This window comes from Rhodococcus sp. Z6_132 (genome assembly GCF_058133635.1).
The window spans coordinates 414,032-430,322 of record NZ_JBYUNP010000003.1 but is presented as its reverse complement, the minus strand read 5'-3'; the positions used below and the strand labels follow the sequence as shown (position 1 = coordinate 430,322).

The 16,291-nt window shown below is 70.1% G+C and carries 16 protein-coding genes; 11 read left to right on the top strand and 5 right to left on the bottom strand.

Going from position 1 to position 16,291, the window contains the following annotated elements; all coding sequences use genetic code 11:
* Positions 1-51: 51 nt before the first annotated feature.
* The 4 genes from AC3YO9_RS15135 to AC3YO9_RS15120 all read left to right on the top strand — a co-directional run bounded on the left by AC3YO9_RS15135 (position 52) and on the right by AC3YO9_RS15120 (position 4,385).
* A complete protein-coding gene (locus AC3YO9_RS15135; RefSeq protein WP_489983762.1) occupies positions 52-471 on the top strand; it encodes a YciI family protein in 420 nt (139 codons plus the stop codon).
* Complete coding sequence (locus tag AC3YO9_RS15130; protein ID WP_489983761.1) at positions 444-1,745, top strand: RNA polymerase sigma factor; 1,302 nt, start codon at positions 444-446, stop codon at positions 1,743-1,745. The genes AC3YO9_RS15135 and AC3YO9_RS15130 overlap by 28 nt, the downstream gene beginning before the upstream one ends.
* Before the next feature lie 606 nt (positions 1,746-2,351).
* A complete protein-coding gene (locus AC3YO9_RS15125; protein ID WP_489983760.1) occupies positions 2,352-2,855 on the top strand; it encodes a hypothetical protein in 504 nt (167 codons plus the stop codon).
* Positions 2,856-3,449: 594 nt separating this feature from the next.
* The gene (locus AC3YO9_RS15120; RefSeq protein ID WP_489983759.1) at positions 3,450-4,385 is read left to right on the top strand and encodes a patatin-like phospholipase family protein; all 936 of its coding nucleotides are present in this window, start codon (positions 3,450-3,452) and stop codon (positions 4,383-4,385) included.
* 24 nt (positions 4,386-4,409) lie between these two features.
* On the opposite strand, the gene AC3YO9_RS15115 is transcribed toward AC3YO9_RS15120, so the two are convergent.
* Complete coding sequence (locus AC3YO9_RS15115; RefSeq protein WP_489983758.1) at positions 4,410-5,006, bottom strand: CGNR zinc finger domain-containing protein; 597 nt, start codon at positions 5,004-5,006, stop codon at positions 4,410-4,412.
* Positions 5,007-5,101: 95 nt separating this feature from the next.
* Here AC3YO9_RS15115 and AC3YO9_RS15110 point away from each other — a divergent pair, with 95 nt between their 5' ends.
* The 3 genes from AC3YO9_RS15110 to AC3YO9_RS15100 all read left to right on the top strand — a co-directional run bounded on the left by AC3YO9_RS15110 (position 5,102) and on the right by AC3YO9_RS15100 (position 8,375).
* A complete protein-coding gene (locus tag AC3YO9_RS15110) occupies positions 5,102-6,169 on the top strand; it encodes an LLM class flavin-dependent oxidoreductase (RefSeq protein ID WP_489983757.1) in 1,068 nt (355 codons plus the stop codon).
* A gap of 44 nt (positions 6,170-6,213) precedes the next feature.
* The gene (locus AC3YO9_RS15105) at positions 6,214-6,843 is read left to right on the top strand and encodes a cysteine hydrolase family protein (protein WP_489983756.1); all 630 of its coding nucleotides are present in this window, start codon (positions 6,214-6,216) and stop codon (positions 6,841-6,843) included.
* Between the two features lie 68 nt (positions 6,844-6,911).
* Positions 6,912-8,375, top strand: a complete 1,464-nt coding sequence (locus tag AC3YO9_RS15100) for a flavin-containing monooxygenase (protein WP_489984076.1) — start codon at positions 6,912-6,914, stop codon at positions 8,373-8,375.
* Here AC3YO9_RS15100 and AC3YO9_RS15095 read toward each other — a convergent pair.
* Both AC3YO9_RS15095 and AC3YO9_RS15090 read right to left on the bottom strand, forming a co-directional pair.
* Positions 8,368-9,876: an MFS transporter gene (locus tag AC3YO9_RS15095; protein ID WP_489983755.1), complete on the bottom strand. Its 1,509-nt coding sequence runs from the start codon at positions 9,874-9,876 to the stop codon at positions 8,368-8,370. The two genes, AC3YO9_RS15100 and AC3YO9_RS15095, sit on opposite strands and share 8 nt — an antisense overlap.
* Positions 9,869-10,519, bottom strand: coding sequence for a TetR/AcrR family transcriptional regulator (locus AC3YO9_RS15090; RefSeq protein ID WP_489983754.1), 651 nt, complete (start codon positions 10,517-10,519; stop codon positions 9,869-9,871). The genes AC3YO9_RS15095 and AC3YO9_RS15090 overlap by 8 nt, the downstream gene beginning before the upstream one ends.
* Before the next feature lie 131 nt (positions 10,520-10,650).
* Here AC3YO9_RS15090 and mftG point away from each other — a divergent pair, with 131 nt between their 5' ends.
* Positions 10,651-12,180: a mycofactocin dehydrogenase MftG gene (mftG, locus tag AC3YO9_RS15085; RefSeq protein ID WP_489983753.1), complete on the top strand. Its 1,530-nt coding sequence runs from the start codon at positions 10,651-10,653 to the stop codon at positions 12,178-12,180.
* Here the strand turns inward: mftG and AC3YO9_RS15080 are convergent, their stop codons facing one another.
* Positions 12,181-12,735: a MarR family winged helix-turn-helix transcriptional regulator gene (locus AC3YO9_RS15080; RefSeq protein WP_489983752.1), complete on the bottom strand. Its 555-nt coding sequence runs from the start codon at positions 12,733-12,735 to the stop codon at positions 12,181-12,183.
* Positions 12,736-12,857: 122 nt separating this feature from the next.
* Here AC3YO9_RS15080 and AC3YO9_RS15075 point away from each other — a divergent pair, with 122 nt between their 5' ends.
* The 3 genes from AC3YO9_RS15075 to AC3YO9_RS15065 all read left to right on the top strand — a co-directional run bounded on the left by AC3YO9_RS15075 (position 12,858) and on the right by AC3YO9_RS15065 (position 14,987).
* Positions 12,858-13,490, top strand: a complete 633-nt coding sequence (locus AC3YO9_RS15075; protein WP_489983751.1) for an FMN-dependent NADH-azoreductase — start codon at positions 12,858-12,860, stop codon at positions 13,488-13,490.
* 256 nt (positions 13,491-13,746) lie between these two features.
* The gene (locus AC3YO9_RS15070; RefSeq protein ID WP_489984075.1) at positions 13,747-14,376 is read left to right on the top strand and encodes a class I SAM-dependent DNA methyltransferase; all 630 of its coding nucleotides are present in this window, start codon (positions 13,747-13,749) and stop codon (positions 14,374-14,376) included.
* Positions 14,377-14,531: 155 nt separating this feature from the next.
* Entirely contained in the window at positions 14,532-14,987 is a 456-nt protein-coding gene (locus AC3YO9_RS15065; protein ID WP_489983750.1) for a hypothetical protein, read from the top strand.
* A gap of 138 nt (positions 14,988-15,125) precedes the next feature.
* Here the strand turns inward: AC3YO9_RS15065 and ychF are convergent, their stop codons facing one another.
* Positions 15,126-16,205 (bottom strand): redox-regulated ATPase YchF, encoded by a 1,080-nt coding sequence (gene ychF, locus AC3YO9_RS15060; RefSeq protein ID WP_489983749.1) that lies wholly within the window; start codon positions 16,203-16,205, stop codon positions 15,126-15,128.
* Positions 16,206-16,291 lie beyond the last annotated feature (86 nt).

Genomic DNA, 16,291 nt, shown 5'->3' with positions numbered 1-16,291 from the left:
ACCTGCAGGTGAGAGGGTCCACCCAGGGCCCTCCCAGGGAAGGGGATCACCATGAAGTACATGCTCATCATGCGCGGCACCGACGAGGGCTACGCCGCCATGCAGGACGTCGACATGAACGAGATGCTCGAGACGATGGGCCGCTTCAACGAGGAGATGATCGCGGCCGGGGTGATGGTCGCGGCCGAGGGCTTGGACGACCCGTCCACGGGGGTGGTCGTGGACTACTCCGCCCAGCCGCCGGTGGTCACCGACGGGCCCTACGGCGAGACCAAGGAGCTCTTCGGCGGATTCTGGATCCTGGACGTCGCGTCGCAGCAGGAGGCCGTGGAGTGGGCCAGGCGGGCCCCGATGGCGGGGGCGGGGATGAAGACCGAGATCCGGCGCATCGCCAGCATCGACGAGTTTCCGCAGGACAACGAGTGGGTCAAGCGGGAGCGGGCGTGGCGCGAGGAAACCGGCCAGCTCTGAGCCCGGCCGGCACCGGACGCCAGGCCGTGGAGGCGGTCTGGCGGATCGACTCCGCGCGGATCGTGAGCACCCTGGCCCGGTTCACCGGCGACTTCGCCCTGGCCGAGGACCTGGCCCAGGAGGCGCTGGCCGAGGAGGCGCTGGCCGAGGCGCTGGTGACCTGGTCCCGCGAGGGCACGGCGCGCAACCCCACGGGGTGGCTGCTCACGGTGGGGCGGCGCCGGGCGATCGACACCTACCGACGTCGCGCCGCGCTGGACGAGCGGTACGCCGTCCTCGCCCGCGAGGCCGGCGCTGCCGCCGGCTCGGCCTCCGAGGACGGGCTGCTGTGGGACCCCGATCGCGTCGACGACGACGTGCTGGCGCTGATGTTCCTCGCCTGCCACCCGGTGCTCTCCCGGGAGGCGCAGGTGCCGCTGACGCTGCGGGTGCTCGGTGGGCTGACCAGCGACGAGATCGCCCGGGCGTTCCTGGTGCCCACCGCCACCGTGCAGGCCCGCATCACCCGGGCCAAGAAGACCATCGCCGCCGCACAGGTGCCGTTCGTGCTGCCCGCGCCCGAGGAGCGCCGCGAGCGGCTGGGGTCGGTGCTCAGCGTGCTGTACCTGATCTTCACCGAGGGTTCGGCTGCCACATCCGGCGCGGAGTGGATCCGCCCGGACCTGGCCCACGAGGCGGTGCGCCTGGCCCGGGTGGTGGCACGGCTGACGCCCGAGGAGGCGGAGACGCACGGGCTGCTGGCGCTGCTCGAGCTCACCGCCGCCCGCTTTCCCGCGCGGGTGGGTGCCGACGGTGAGCCGGTGCTCCTGGCCGAGCAGGACCGGCGGCACTGGGACACCTCCGCCATCCGTCGCGGCCGGGCGGCACTGGCCCGGGCCAGCCGCACCGGCCGTGGCCTGGGCCCGTACGGGGTGCAGGCGGCGATCTCGGAGTGCCACGCGGTGGCACCCTCGGTGGAGGCGACCGACTGGGAGCGCATCGTGCTGCTCTACGAGGTGCTCGGCCGGCTGGGGCCTTCTCCGGTGGTGGAGCTGAACCGCGCGGTGGCGGTGTCGATGGCGCAGGGCCCGGCGGCAGCGCTCGCGATCGTGGACGAGCTGGCGGCGGCAGGCGCGCTGCCGGGCTCGCACCTGCTGCCGAGCGTGCGGGGTGAGCTGCTCACCCGGCTGGGGCGCACCGCCGAGGCGCGGCACGAGCTGGAGCAGGCGGTGAAGCGCTGCCGCAACGAGCGCGAGCGCGGCATTCTGCAGGGCAAGCTCGCGGCATTGCCCTGACCGATGCTTCCGAGCCGCCTTGGAGGGTGCACCGATACGGCTGAGAGCCGCAAAACGATCTGGAGTGCAGGTGGTCCACTGAAGGAGGCTTATGGCCAGCCGGTGCGGCGCGGCCCACTCTGGCGGTTCGTAGAGTGCCGCGAAGGGGCACACTGACCACGGAGCGAGAGTGAGATCGCCATCTTCTGCCACGAACTCGGCTTCAGCCAGATTTCCTCCGTAGGCAGTCGGCCTAGCATGCAAGGCGAGCACCGTATGCGGGTCGCACTACGATGCACGACCCGTATCGCGCCCTTCCCCCTCACCTGCACGACGGCGAGCCTTCGTGCACTTTGTTAAGCGTGTCGCTATTCAAAGTGCTTTAGTGCGGATTGATCGAACCCGTTGAGGATGAAACGCCAGAGGTCAACGCCCCAATCGGCCCTCTCCCCAACGTCGGGTCTGCTGGACATCGAGCGCCCCAGCGACCTCTTGCTAGCGCTCCCCGGGGTAAGGCGAGTTCGCGACGACGAGTCCAAGAAGCCTGCGATAGCACAGGCCGAGCCGAGCCCCGAGGCATACTGTGACCCCTACCGCAGCACGCGGACTTGAGCTGGAGGCATAACAGTGACCCTCATCGCCCTACAGCCCGCTGGTGGCGCGGCTGCTCAGCGAAACTACCAAAACACCGTCACCACCCCCGTTCCTCTAGTCGAATTAAGCGACTTGAACCGTACTGATCGATCAAGGCTCCAACGCGCGTTTCCCTCAGGGGCGGCCCGGCTTTGGGGCGTGACACCTGCGCTGAATAGGAGCAACATCAGCAAGCATGCCAAGTTGAGTGCTGGTGACTACGTCGTCTTCGTCGAGAATGGCCACGCCTTTGCGGGAGCATCCATTCGATATACGTTTCGCAGCGAAGTTGTCGCGGAGCGCCTGTGGAAGCGGGATGAGAAGGGTCAAACCTGGGAACTTATGTTCGCCATTGATGACATTCGTCAACTCGACGTGCCAGTCTTGGACATAAATCGTGCTGTAGGTTACAAGGAGAACAACAGTATCCAGGGATTTACGGTACTGGACGATGCCCGCAGCACTGCAGTGATAGACCTGCTTCGCCTACGGCACTGATTAATGGCACAGGGGCCGATGAAAGCACGAGCTGCGCCAGGAGCAGTTGCCGACCTCCAAGGTACTCAAGGCATATAACCACATCCAGGCGCCGCGGATCACCACCCACCGGTGGACCCGCGGGCACTCGCGGCCGGGTGCCGCTGTCCGCGCCCAGCGACTCAGCCCGACCCGCACCTGCTCGATGACGTCGGACTGGAGCTTGGTGCCGACTGCGACCGCTCGCCGGAGTCCACCTTTGGGTCGAATAGACCGAACCTCCATGTGCGGGCACCGTCCAAGACGTACCGCACGGCTTCGTCGACCGCCTTCCGGAGCAAGTGGCCCAGCGGCTGTGCCCTGAGCCACGCGTACGCCGCCGCTCGCTCGGCGTCGCGCCGCGATCCGAAGGGAGCGCAGCACAAGCTCACTTCAGGTCGCAGGTCTGCCAGAACGTTTCCGCAGCCATAAGCCGCCGGACTCCAAATACTTGAGTAAGCCTCTGTCCGTACGGTCAACACTCGAGCCGAGGGGGTCCATGACAGTGCAGCGCATCCGGGCCGCGCACCCGCAGTCCACAGTGGTCACCGTTGTCCGTTCCCAGGTACCCAGGCAATGACGAGGACAGCGCTGGTCCTCGGCTGCGGCGGCACGATCGGTGGCGCCTGGATCATCGCCACGCTCAAGGCGCTCGCCGACGAGTCGGGGTTCGACCCCGCCCAGGCCAGCGTCGTGCAGGGCACCTCAGCCGGGGCGGAGCTGCTCACCATGCTGGGCGGCGGAGCCACGGTCGATGACCTCGTGGCGATGCAGCGAAAAGAGAGCGACGATCCCCGTCTGCGTCGGCACCTCGACAACACCCCGTCCGGACGACCGCCTCTTCCACGGCTGCCCCTGCTGAACCCGTCCCTGCTCAAGACCCAGTCGGGCCTCGCCGCTCTCACCGGCCTGGTGCCGCGGGGCACGGGCAGCCAAGCCTGGCTGCAGCAGCTCGCCGACGACTTCACCGACTCCACCGGGCACCTCGCTCGGCCCGTCCGCATGGTGGCCTACGACTACCAGCGGGGTGAGCGGGTCGCCTTCGGTGCGCCCGACGCCCCGCCGGCAACCGTGTCGGAGGCCCTGCGCGCGTCCTGGGCGATTCCCGGCTGGATGCGACCGGTCACCATCGGTACCAGGAGCTTCGTCGATGGTGGCGCCGCGTCCACCGCGTCGGTCGACCTCATCTCCCCTGCCGACGCCGACCGCATCATCGTCATCGCCCCCATGGCGTCACCCCGGGGAGTCCGTGGCCCGGGACTCGGCGGCCTGGTCGAGGACCGCGCCCTGCGCCGCCCAATGTCGTCCAGCCTCGCCGCCGAGATCGCCCAAGCACGCGCGCGCGGCCAGCAGGTGGTGCCGATCCTGCCGACCGCCGCCGACCTCGCGGGCCTGGGCGCCAACTTCATGCGTCGGGGTCGGCGGCGACGCGCGTTCGAGTCGGCGATGCTCACCACGCCAGCCACCGTCCGCGCGGCGCTGGAGGCCGACAAAGCCGCCCATAACCGTTGAGCCCTGCAGACGGCCAGCGGCCGCTCAGCTGGTCTGCTCGCTGAGCACCGCGCGTCGGCGGGCATAGGCGCGCGCAGCACGCACGCGGTCTCCGCACCGGTTGGAGCACCACTGGCGTCGTGCGTGTGTGCGCAGGAAGAACCATTGGCAGGAGTCCGACTCGCACGCGGCGAGCAACGACGCCTCGTCGCCGGCCAGCAGGGCAGCGGCATCCTCGGCGATCACCGCCATCGCGTTCTCCACCACCTGCGTCGCCGGGTGGTCGGCGCCGCGGGAGAACCCTGACGTCGGGTCGTGACGCAGGAGCATCGCCCCCGGAGCGCTGGTCAGCGCCCGGTTGAGGGCAGCCACCGCCTCAGGCCTGGGCGGGCGCCCAGCGACGTGCGCGGTGAAGAGCTCGCGCAGCTCCGCGCGCAACTCGGCGAGCCGGCCGCGGCAGTGCTCGTAGAGCACGGCCTCCGGCGCGACCAGGTCGCGGTCGACCAGCCAGGCCGTCGCAGCCACCGGGTCGGCCAGGTCGTCGTGACGCCTGCCGCCGGGCTGGTCGGTGACGCTGTTCACCAGGGCGAGGCTGGGGTGCTCCTGCACGCCCGGCACCACCGGTTGTGAGTTCTCCACCATGCGTTACACGGTATCAGGTGGATTTTACCGTGATACTGCTGCTAGCCTCCGGCCACGTCAAACGTTAGACATTTCCATGAGATCTGAGGTCATGCATGCAGCTGCCACCCCCTTCCGGCACGGCGCCCGTCGCCCTGTCCGTGCTCGCCAGCGGCGGCACCGGCGTCGGGACCACCGCGACCCAGGGACTCGCCAGCACCGTCTCGCTGGCCCGGGCAGCAGACGTGCTCGGGTACCACCGGTTCTGGCTGTCCGAGCACCACGCGATGGGCGCGACGTCGGTGTCCTCCCCGCCGCTGATGGTCGCCCGGCTCATCGCCGAGACGGCGCGCATCCGTCTCGGCGCAGGCGGGGTGATGCTCCCCAACCACGCTCCCCTGCTGATCGCTGAGCAGTTCGGGATGCTCGAGGCGCTGGCCCCCGGCCGCATCGACCTCGGGCTGGGGCGCGCCCCGGGCACCGACGGAGCAACTGCCGCGGCCCTGCGCCGCGGAGCCGACGCCAACGACGGGTTCCCCCAGCAGCTGCTCGAGCTGCTGGGCTTCCTGGGCGAGGCGTTCCCAGCCGGACACCCGTACCGGAACGTCCACGCGGTGCCCGGTCCGTGGCAGGCCGCCCAGAACCGGGTGCCCTCGGACTCGGTCGGACCGGACGTGTGGGTGCTGGGCTCCTCGCCGTACTCGGCGCAGCTGGCCGCGCAGCTCGGCCGGCCCTACGCGTTCGCGCTGCAGTTCGGCGACGCCGACGTCGACACGGCCCTGCGCATCTACCGGGAGACCTTCCGGCCCTCCGACGTGCTCGATCACCCCCACGCCCTGGTCAGCGTGCCCGTCGCGATCAGCGATGATCCGGCCGAAGCACAGCGCCAGGCAGCGACGTCGGCGATGGCGATGCTCCGGATGTTCAAGGGCCAGGGTTACCTGCTCCTGCCGCCGGAGGAGGTCGAGGCGTACTCGGCCACATCGCAGGAGCGGCAGATCCTCGACGCCTACACCAGCCGCAGCTTCCACGGCACCCCTGCCGCGGTGGCCGACCGTCTCGAGCGCCTGCATGAACGCACCGGCGCCGACGAGCTGATGCTCGTCGTCAGCGGGCACTCGGCAACCCTCGACGAGCACGGGATCGAGCTCCTCGCCGACCACTACCACCTCCCGCGCGCGTGACGACCCGTCCGCTCGCACCCCACCCCGACACCCTGGAGAACGACATGACCACACCCCGCCGCGCCCTGATCGTCATCGATGCCCAGCAGGAGTACTTCGACGGGCTGCTCCGGATCCAGCACCCCGACCCAGACGAGTCCGTTGCGCGCATCCAGGTGGCGATGGACGCCGCCGAGCACGCAGGTGCTCCGGTCGTGCTCGTCCAGCACGGGCTCCCCGCCGAGGCCCCGGTCTTCGCCTCCGGATCGGCCACCTTCGCCAACCACCCCGACGTCGCCGCCCGCGAGAACCAGGTGTCCAAGCGCATCACCAAGCAGCTCTCCAGCGTCTTCGCCGGCACCGATCTGGAGGCGTGGCTGCGGGAGCGCGACGTCGACACGATCACCCTGGTCGGCTACATGACCAACAACTGCGTGCTCGCCTCCGCCGCCGGCTCGGAGGGCCTCGGCTTCTCCGTGGAGGTCCTCTCGGACGCCACCGGCGCGATCGACCTGACCAACGACGCCGGCAGTGTGCCCGCCCGGCAGGTGCACGAGACCCTCATGGCGCTGCTCCACTCGAGCTGGGCCGCGGTGGCCGACACCGACACCTGGGTTGCTGCGCTGCAGGCCGGCAAGCCGTTGCCCAAGAGCGACCTGGTCACCTCAGCGGCACAGGGCCGCGACGCACGCTGAGCCCCACGCTCCCAGAGCTGCCAGTAGCGTGGAGCCCCGTGACCTTCTGGCCGCGGGGCTCCACGCCCATGACCGTCGAGCGACCCCGCCCGCGCATCGTCATCATCGGCGCCGGACTCTCCGGCATCACCGCGCTGCACGTGTTCACCGAGCACGGGTTCACCGACGTGACCGTGGTGGACAAGGCCTCCGACGTGGGTGGGGTGTGGCACTGGAACCGCTACCCGGGTCTCACCTGCGACGTGCCGTCCCAGCTGTACCAGTTCCGCTTCGCGCCAAAGCCCGACTGGTCGCACGTCTGGGCCAGCGGCGCCGAGATCCAGCAGTACCACCGCGACGTGGTCAGCGACCTCCACCTCGACCGCCACCTGCGGCTGAACACCGAGGTCGTGTCCGCGCAGTGGTCCGAGGAACGCTCCTCGTGGACGCTCACCACCGCCGAGGGCGAGCACCTCGAGGCCGAGGTCGTCATCTGCGCGACCGGCATCCTTCATCACCCGGCCACCCCGGAGATCCCCGGCCTGGACACCTTCACCGGCCCGGTGGTGCACACCGCGCGCTGGGACAGCGAGCTCGACCTGCGCGACCGCACCGTCGCCGTGGTGGGCACTGGCTCCACCGGGGTGCAGATCGTCTCGGCCCTGCAGCCGGAGGCCGCCGCGATCACCCACTTCGTACGCACTCCACAGTGGATCCTCTGGGCACCCATGTCGCTGCGCCAGCTCGAGGCCGTCGGCACACTGCTGCGCCGGTTCCCTGCCCTGCACCACACGCTCTACGACACGCTGCTGCGCGGCTCGGGATTCCTGGCCGACGTCACCACGCGCCCGTCCTGGCGGCGCCGCCTCGTCCAGGCCTACGCACGGCTGTCCCTGCGCGCCCAGGTGCGCGACCCCCAGCTGCGCCGCCAGCTCACGCCCGACGACGAGCCGCTCTGCAAGCGGCCAGTGGTCTCCGGCACCTACTACCGCGCCATCCAGCGCCGCAACGCAGCGCTGGTCACCGAGAAGATCGTCGAGGTCACCCCTGCGGGCATCACCACCGCCGACGGCGCCCACCACCCGGCTGACGCCCTCGTGCTGGCCACCGGGTTCGACGCGCACAGCTACATGCGGCCGATGACGATCACCGGGCCCGGGGGCACCACCTTGGACGAGCTCTGGGCCCAGGGCCCGCGCGCGTACCGGATGACGGCGATCCCGGGCCTGCCCAACCTGTTCACGATCCTCGGGCCGAACTCGCCCACCGGGTCCATCTCGCTGCAGTACTCCGCCGAGCGCACCGCGCGGTATCTGCTGCACCTGCTCGAGCTGCTCGCCACCGGCACGGCGAGGTCCGTCACGGTGACCGAGGAGGCCACCGACGAGTTCAACCAGAGCGTCGCCGACGCCATGGGGTCCACGGTGTGGAACACCGGCTGCAGCTCGTGGTACCTGACGGAGCACGGCACCGTCGACCTGTGGCCCTTCGACAAGCCAACCCTGGCCGCGATGCTCGACGAACCCACGCTCGAGCACTTCACCCTCAGGTAGGGGTGCGGGCGGACTCTTCCTCGCGGACCGGGCCGGAGGCCGGGTCCGGGGACGTGGACGGGTCCGGCGCAGCGACCTTGTTGACGCGGATGAGCGCCAGCGACGCGACGAGCGCCAGCACGGTCACCACGACGGCCGCCTGGAAGGCGGACTGCTGACCGGCCACGAAGACCTCCGTCTGGCCCGTCGCGGTGCCGGCACCGCTACCCAGCTCGCCGGCGCGATCGGTCGCGGCGTGCGCGAAGACCGTGCCGAAGACCGCGAGCCCGATGGCGCCGCCGACCTGCTGACCGGTGTTGAGCAGCGCCGAGGCCAGGCCCGTCTCGTGCGGCGCGACGCCGTTGACGGCGGTCATGGTCAGCGGCACGAAGCTGCAGCCCATGCCCACGCCGAGCAGCAGGAGGCCGCCCAGGAACGGCCAGTAGCTGCTGCTCGCGTCGAGCTGCGCGAACGAGACCATCCCCGCGAGGGCGAAGATCGGACCGATGGTGAGGAACGGGCGGATGCCGATCCGCGGGATGAGGCGGCGAACCACGACGACGGACAGGAACATGATCGTCGTCGGCATGGGCAGGAAGCCGATGCCGGTGCGCACCGGGCTCCAGCCGTGCACGTTCTGCAGGTACTGCGCCAGGAAGTAGAACGTCGTGAACATGCCCGCGGCCAGGAACAACATGATCAGGTACGCGCCGGTGCGGTTGCGGTTAGCGAAGATGCGGAACGGCATGAGCGGGTGGGTCGCGAAGTGCTCGATTGCGACGAAGGCGACCAGCAGCGCCGCGGCGATGCCCAGGGTCACCACCGTCGACGTGGAGCCCCAGCCGTCGCTGGCGGCCTTGGTCAGGCCGTAGACCAGGGTGGACATGCCGGCGGTGACGGTGATGGCGCCCGGCAGGTCGAGCTTGGTGCCCGAGCCCTGGGACTCGTGGAGCACGCGCGGCGCCAGGAGCAGCACGATCGCGCCGATCGGGACGTTGATGAACAGCGCCCAGCGCCAGCTGGCGTAGTCGGTGAGGATCCCGCCGAGCAGCAGCCCGAAGGCGCCTCCCGAGGCCCCCATGGCCGCGAACACGCCGAAGGCACGAGACCGTGCCGCCGGCTCGGTGAAGGTGGTGGCCAGCAGGGCGAGCGCGGTGGGGGCGGCGATGGCACCACCGGCACCCTGCGCGGCCCGGGCGATGATCAGCATCGCCTCGCTGTTCGCGAGGCCGCCGACCAGCGAGGCGGCCGCGAAGAGCGAGACGCCAATCATGAACATGCGCCGCCGGCCGAAGAGGTCACCGGTGCGTCCACCGAAGAGCAGGAGCCCGCCGAAGGCCAGCGAGTAGGCGGTGACCACCCAGGTGAGGTTGTCCAGCGAGAAGTCGAGATCGGCGCGGATGCTGGGCAGCGCCACGTTCACCACGGTGGCGTCCAGGACGACCATGAGCTGCGCCACGCAGATCACGGTCAGGGCGAGACCGCCGTTGCGGGTCGCTTGTGAGGGTGGTGCGTCAGTCATGGGGGTTCTCCACATCAGTGGGTGCGATGGGCCGCGGGGGACGCCCGAGCACCGGGAGCAGCACGCTGCCCACCACCTGCTCGGCGTAGGCGCGGCCGGCGGGCTTGCCGGTCATGAGTGCTCGCTGCAGCATCAGCGACGGCACCAGGCTCGCCGCCATGGCGATGTCGACCTCGGGGCCCAGCTCGCCGCGGCCCCGGGCACGCTCGAGCACCGTGGTGATGCGGGCGATGCGGGGCTCGGTGAAGCGGGTCGCGAACGCCTCGAGCAGCTCGGGCTCGCGGGGCAGGGCGGAGCAGATGCTCACCATCACCTGCTGCAGGCGCTGCGTGCGCGGGCTGCAGGAGGCGGCGGTCAGCAGCTCGATGTCGCCCTCGAGCGAGCCGGTGTCGATGGTGTCGACGACGGGCTTGAGCGACATCATCGCGTCGATGACGAGCTCGGCCTTGCTGCCCCACCGGCGGTACACCGTCGCCTTGCCGACGCCCGCCGCGGTGGCGACGCCCTCCATGGACAGGCGGTCGTAGCCGTCCCGGACGAGGACGTCGATCGTCGCGTCGATGATCGCGTGGTCGCGGCTCGGGTCCCGAGGACGGCCCCGCCGGGGCTCCTGCGCGGCTGCATCGGTGTCGCTGATCTGCACGCCGCCGAGGCTAACACGATACGGAACGGGTGCGTATCGTAAAGAACAGGCAAAACAGCGGCCTCGCCGTAGGGTGAGCGCCAGTGCCACTTCTCGTCTCGGGTGATGGAGCGATCAGGAGACAGCAGCGGATGAGCGCGTGGGACGTCGTCGTCATCGGAGCGGGCGGCAGCGGTGCGGTGCTGGCGGCCCGGCTCAGCGAGGACGCCGGCCGGCGGGTGCTGCTCCTGGAGGCCGGCCCGGCACCGACCCGTCGCAGTGCGTTCCCCCCTGGTCTGCTGGATGCCCGCCGGGTACCCGGCGCTGAACCAAGCGCACCCACCAGCTGGCGCTTCCCCGCGAGCCTGGCCCACGGTCGCCCCTGGGTGGTCACCCGGGGCCGGGTGCTGGGCGGCTCGACGACGACCAACGGCGGCTACTTCGTGCGGCCACGGCCCGAGGACCTCGACCGCTGGTCAACCGCCGGCGGCACGACGTGGAGCTGGGATGCCGTCCTGCCCTTCCTCCGCACCCTCGAGCACGACCTGGACTTCGGCTCGGCTCCGGAGCACGGATGCACCGGGCCGATGCCGGTGCGGCGTCCAGCGCTGGACTCCCCCGCCGCTGCCGCCTTCGTCGCCGCAGCGACTGAGCTGGGACACGCCACCGAGCCGGACAAGAACGCCGCCGGGGTGGGCGGCGTCGGCCCGGTGCCGGGCAACGTGGTCGACGGCGTGCGGGTCAACACTGGCCTGGCCTACGTGGTGCCTGCGCTGTCCCGCCCCAACCTCACCGTGCTGGGCGGCACGCTGGTGCGCCGAGTGATCATCGAGCACGGCGTGGCCACCGGGTGCGAGGTCGAGCGCGACGGTCGGGTCGAGACCGTGTCCGCCGGCGAGGTGGTGCTGGCCGCAGGGGCGGTCGGGTCGGCGCACCTGCTGGTGCTCTCCGGCATCGGCCCGCGCGCCGTGCTGGACCGGCTCGGGCTGCCGGTGGTGCGCGACGCCCCCGTCGGGGGTTTCAGCGACCACCCCCAGGTCGTGGTCGAGTGGCAACCCCGGGTCGACCTGCCCGCACCCGGGGGCTCGTGGACGGGGGCCGCGCTCAACGTCTCGCTCGACGGCGGACCGGCCTCGGGCGACACGGAGGTGCTGCAGTCCCTCGTGCCCCTGCCCGTGCTGGCCGGCGGACCGCCCGTGTCCGGGGCTCCCCTGCCGCTGCTGGTCTCGGTCCACGCACCGACGCGGTCCGGCCGGGTCGAGGTCCGGTCGGCGGATCCTCGGCAGACGCCGTTCCTCGACTACCGCTACCTCGCCACTGCTGATGACCGCCGGCGGATGCGGCAGGCCGTTCGGGCGTCGGTCGACGTCCTCACCGCCCGCGCCTTCCGAGACGTGTCAGCCGGCGTCGTCGACCTCGACGTCGCCACCGCCTCGGACGACGACGCGCTGGACGGCTGGATCGCCGCCCACCTCAGCACCTCTTTCCACACGTGCGGCACCGCCCCGTTCGGCGCGGCCGACGACCCGGCCGCGGTGGTCGCGCCGGACGGGCGGGTGCACGGGGTCCGCCGGTTGCGGGTGGCCGACACCTCGATCCTGCCGACGGCCCCGCTGCGCGGCCCGGCGGTCAGCGCCGTGCTGGTGGGAGAGGTGATCGCCGACCAGATGCGGAAGGCCTGATCAGCGACCCTGGGCGCGAGCCTTCAACGCCTGGTCGGCCGGTGCATCAGCCCCCGCCGCATGCAGGTCGACCATCAGGTCCACCAGCTCGGCGGTCTGCGGATCGGCCGCGGCCACGAGCTTGCGGAGCAGGTCGCGCAGCTGGTCGAGCTCGTCGGGGCTCAGCACGTCCACCACCAGGCGGCGCACCTCCACGACGTGCCGCGGCGCCGCCTCGACGACCTTGGCGTGGCCGGCGTCGGTGAGCACGGCGTCGACAGCCCTCGAGCTCCCTGTGCCGGCCCGGCGCTGCACCCAGCCGGCCCGCTCCATCCGCTTGATGGCGTGCGACAGCCGTGACGGTGTTCCGTGGGAGTACGAGGCGAGCAGCGACATCTGCATGGCTCGCCCCGGTGCGGCCGACAGGGCGCCCAGCACCGTGTACTCGAAGTAGCTGAGCCCGGAGTCGCGCTTGAGCTGGCTCTCCACGGCGTCCGGCAGGACGGTCATGGCCGCGCTCACGACGAGCCAGTCACGCAGCTGCGCCGGTGACAGCCACGGCGTTTCCTCGCTCATGGGAGGCAGCATAGCCCGCGAGTTGACCGTTCAACTCAACCCTGCCATGCTTCTCGCGAGTTGAACGTTCAACTCGCTGCCCGGGGAGATCACCGGGCACTCCGACCCGGAAAGAGACCACCATGACCCTCCTGCGCATCGACGCGACGATCCTCGGCCCGCTGTCCGCCAGCAGCGAGCTCGCCGACCTGGTGCTCGCCGCCTGGACGGCCGAGCGTCCCGACGACACCGTGGTGACCCGTCACCTCGGCACCGACCCGCTGCCCTCGGACGTCTGGGCCACGGCCATCGACTGCAACCACACCCCGGAGGACCAGCGCACCGACGCCCACCGGGCGGCGCAGGCCGTGACGCAGACGCTGCGTGCGGAGCTGACCTGTGCCGACCACGTCGTGCTGGCGTTCCCGCTCTACAACTGGGGCGTCTCCCAGCACGTCAAGACCTGGATCGACCTGGTCCTCGCCAGCGGCGCACCCGACGACCGCATCCTGGACGGCAAGCCCGTCGTCCTGCTGGTGACGCGGGGTGGCAGTTACGCCCCCGGCACACCCAAGGAGGGCTGGGACCACAGCGTCGGCTACCTGCGCCGGGTGCTGGAGGAGGTGTGGGGGGCCAACCTCACCGTGGTGGAGCGCGAGTTCACCCTCGTCGGCATCAACCCCGCCCTGGACCAGTTCGCCGAGGTGGGCGGCGAGCTCAAGCGCGCCGCGCACGAGGCTGCCTCCGCCGCGGGCAAGGCGCTCGCCGCGAGCTGAGGGGCGGCCGTCGCGACGGACGGTCCTTGGCGGTTGCGGCGTGCGGGTGAACCGACCCCTCCACCCCTTGCACAGAAGGCCCGCTGTGACCGAGAGCGAAGAAGTGCGTCGCATCGGACGTGAGCTCTGGACCCGTCTCGAACATGACCTGGGCCCGGCCTATCGCGCTACCTTCGCGCATGGATAGCCGTGCCCGCAGACCGCCATCGAAGGACGCGGAGACGGCAAGTTCAGTGGGCGCTAGGTTCTGCCGGTGATGGAACAGCCCGGGTACGACGCTCTGGCCGAGTTGTACGACCAGACCTTTCCAGCGGCCTACTCGACTGACCTGGAGCGATTGGCGGTGGAGCTGTTCGCCACTGAGGTTTGTCGCGTTGAGGCGAGGGGCCCCGTCCTCGATGTCGGATGCGGAACGGGACACCATTCTCACGGCCTCGCCTCGAGAGGTTTGCGGGTCATCGGCATCGATCCGTCCGAACAAATGCTGGAACGTGCGCGTCGACGGTTTCCCGACCTCGCGCTGATCCAGGACGATGCGCGTCTACGCGCGGTAGGGCCCGGTCCAATTTCTGGCGTCCTCGCCCGTTACAGCCTCATCCACGTACCACCGGACCAGCTCGCAGACGTTCTCGCCTCGTGGGCCGCTCGGTTGCAGCGTGGCGGCGTGGTACTCACGGCCTTTCAGGCGCTCTCGTCCCAAGACGTCGAGGATGTGGAGGAGTTCGACCACGCTGTGGCGCGTGCCTGGCGCTGGCAGCCTGATGCGATGTCGGCAGCGCTGGCAGACGTCGGCTTGACCGAGCGCTGGCGGATCATCACCCAGCCCACGACTGGCCACCACCGGTTTCCGGAGTGCCACCTCCTGCACGTCCGAGATGGGCCCTGAACGTCAGGTGGGCGCGAGCCGCATTGCATCCATCCACGCGGCTGCCGCGCGCTGCTAGGCCCACTTGGTGAAACCGATTGCTGATTGACGACGTCGGCCAGTAGCTGAAGCAATCGTCAGGATTCCGATTAGTAGCAAGAACTAGTCTGCGGGTAATGAAAACCCCCGGCCTTGCTCCCGTCCCCCTCCTCCTTCTGATCGTGCTCGCTGGTTGTAGCGGTAGCGGTAGCGATGATGCAGACGCGACCCCATCGGCCAGCACCGCTGCCACGACGGCCACTCCGACCTCCAGTTCTGCGCCCCCAACGACGCTGGAGGATGACCTCACGAAGGCAATCAGCGACTACTCGACGGCCTACCTAACCGGGGACGGCGCGGCGGCGTACAACCTGCTGTCTCAGCGTTGCCGAGGGGTACTTCCGTTGTCAGAGTTCGCCGGCCTGACCGAGCTAGCGCAGAACCTCTACGGTGACGTGAAGATCGAGAGCGTCGACGTCAAGATCAACGGTGACAAGGCGATGGCGACGTACACGTACGCCGTCCCGGCTATCAACCAGACAGACGAGCCCTGGCTGATCGAAGGATCCGGTTGGAAGAACGACGACTGCTGACGGCTCCACCTGACTGCCGAAGATCCTGAATCCGGCTCGCCGTCGTGGATGCAGAATTTGGGCGCCGCCATGGCCCATGCATGAACTCTTGCGGGTTTGCCGGACCCGCAACGCTCCGAACTGCTCAAACACGCCGTCTCAGACGTTGAAACGGAACTCCACCACGTCGCCGTCGGCCATCACGTAGTCCTTGCCCTCCATGCGCACCTTGCCCGCGGCCTTGGCCGCCGCCATGGAGCCAGCCTCGACGAGGTCGTCGTAGGAGACCACCTCGGCCTTGATGAAGCCGCGCTCGAAGTCGGTGTGGATGACGCCGGCGGCCTGCGGGGCGGTGGCGCCCTTGGGGATCGTCCACGCCCGGGCCTCCTTGGGCCCCGCCGTCAGGTAGGTCTGCAGCCCCAGGGTGTGGAACCCCGTGCGGGCCAGCTGGTGCAGGCCGGGCTCGGCCTGCCCGATGGACTCCAGCAGCTCCAGGGACGACTCCTCGTCCAGCTCCAGCAGCTCCTGCTCCACCTTGGCGTCCAGGAACACCGCGTCGGCCGGGGCCACCGCGGCGCGCAGCTCGGCCACCCGGGCGTCGTCGGTGAGGACGCTCTCGTCGGCGTTGAACACGTAGAGGAACGGCTTGGTGGTGAGCAGGCTCAGCTCGCGCAGCAGCTCCAGGTCCAGCTCCTTGGCCGCGGAGTACAGCGTGCGGTCGTCGCTCAGCACGGCCTCGGCCGCCTTGGCCGCCTCCACCACCGCCTTGCGGTCCTTCTGCGTGCGCGCCTCCTTCTCCAGGCGTGGGATGGCCTTCTCCAGCGTCTGCAGGTCGGCGATGATCAGCTCGGTCTCGATCACGGAGATGTCGGCCAGCGGGTCCACCTTGCCGTCGACGTGCACCACGTCGTCGTCGGCGAACACCCGGACCACCTGGCAGATGGCGTCGGCCTCGCGGATGTTGGCCAGGAACTTGTTGCCCAGGCCCTGCCCCTCGCTGGCGCCCTTGACGATGCCGGCGATGTCCACGAACGACACCGTGGCCGGGACGATCTTCTCCGAGCCGAAGATCTTGGCCAGCTCGTCCAGCCGCTTGTCCGGCAGCGGCACCATGCCCACGTTCGGCTCGATGGTGGCGAACGGGTAGTTCGCCGCCAGCACGTCGTTGTTGGTCAACGCGTTGAACAGGGTGGACTTGCCGACGTTGGGCAGACCGACGATTCCAAGGGTGAGGCTCACGGTCTGTGGAGTCTACGGCGCTGACGGGCAGTGTTCGGGCGGCGGTCGGTGCTGGTTGCCGCGCGGCCCCTCCCCCGCGTGCAGTC

Excerpts from the sequence above, each read along its gene's own strand:
- AC3YO9_RS15100 (WP_489984076.1), top strand. The coding sequence starts at position 6,912 with ATGACCGTCGAGCGACCCCGCCCGCGCATCGTCATCATCGGCGCCGGA.
- mftG (WP_489983753.1), top strand. The coding sequence starts at position 10,651 with ATGAGCGCGTGGGACGTCGTCGTCATCGGAGCGGGCGGCAGCGGTGCG.
- AC3YO9_RS15080 (WP_489983752.1), bottom strand. The coding sequence starts at position 12,735 with ATGAGCGAGGAAACGCCGTGGCTGTCACCGGCGCAGCTGCGTGACTGG.
- AC3YO9_RS15075 (WP_489983751.1), top strand. The coding sequence starts at position 12,858 with ATGACCCTCCTGCGCATCGACGCGACGATCCTCGGCCCGCTGTCCGCC.
- AC3YO9_RS15135 (WP_489983762.1), top strand. The coding sequence starts at position 52 with ATGAAGTACATGCTCATCATGCGCGGCACCGACGAGGGCTACGCCGCC.
- AC3YO9_RS15115 (WP_489983758.1), bottom strand. The coding sequence starts at position 5,006 with ATGGTGGAGAACTCACAACCGGTGGTGCCGGGCGTGCAGGAGCACCCC.
- AC3YO9_RS15065 (WP_489983750.1), top strand. The coding sequence starts at position 14,532 with ATGAAAACCCCCGGCCTTGCTCCCGTCCCCCTCCTCCTTCTGATCGTG.
- AC3YO9_RS15105 (WP_489983756.1), top strand. The coding sequence starts at position 6,214 with ATGACCACACCCCGCCGCGCCCTGATCGTCATCGATGCCCAGCAGGAG.
- AC3YO9_RS15095 (WP_489983755.1), bottom strand. The coding sequence starts at position 9,876 with ATGACTGACGCACCACCCTCACAAGCGACCCGCAACGGCGGTCTCGCC.
- AC3YO9_RS15110 (WP_489983757.1), top strand. The coding sequence starts at position 5,102 with ATGCAGCTGCCACCCCCTTCCGGCACGGCGCCCGTCGCCCTGTCCGTG.
- AC3YO9_RS15120 (WP_489983759.1), top strand. The coding sequence starts at position 3,450 with ATGACGAGGACAGCGCTGGTCCTCGGCTGCGGCGGCACGATCGGTGGC.
- AC3YO9_RS15070 (WP_489984075.1), top strand. The coding sequence starts at position 13,747 with ATGGAACAGCCCGGGTACGACGCTCTGGCCGAGTTGTACGACCAGACC.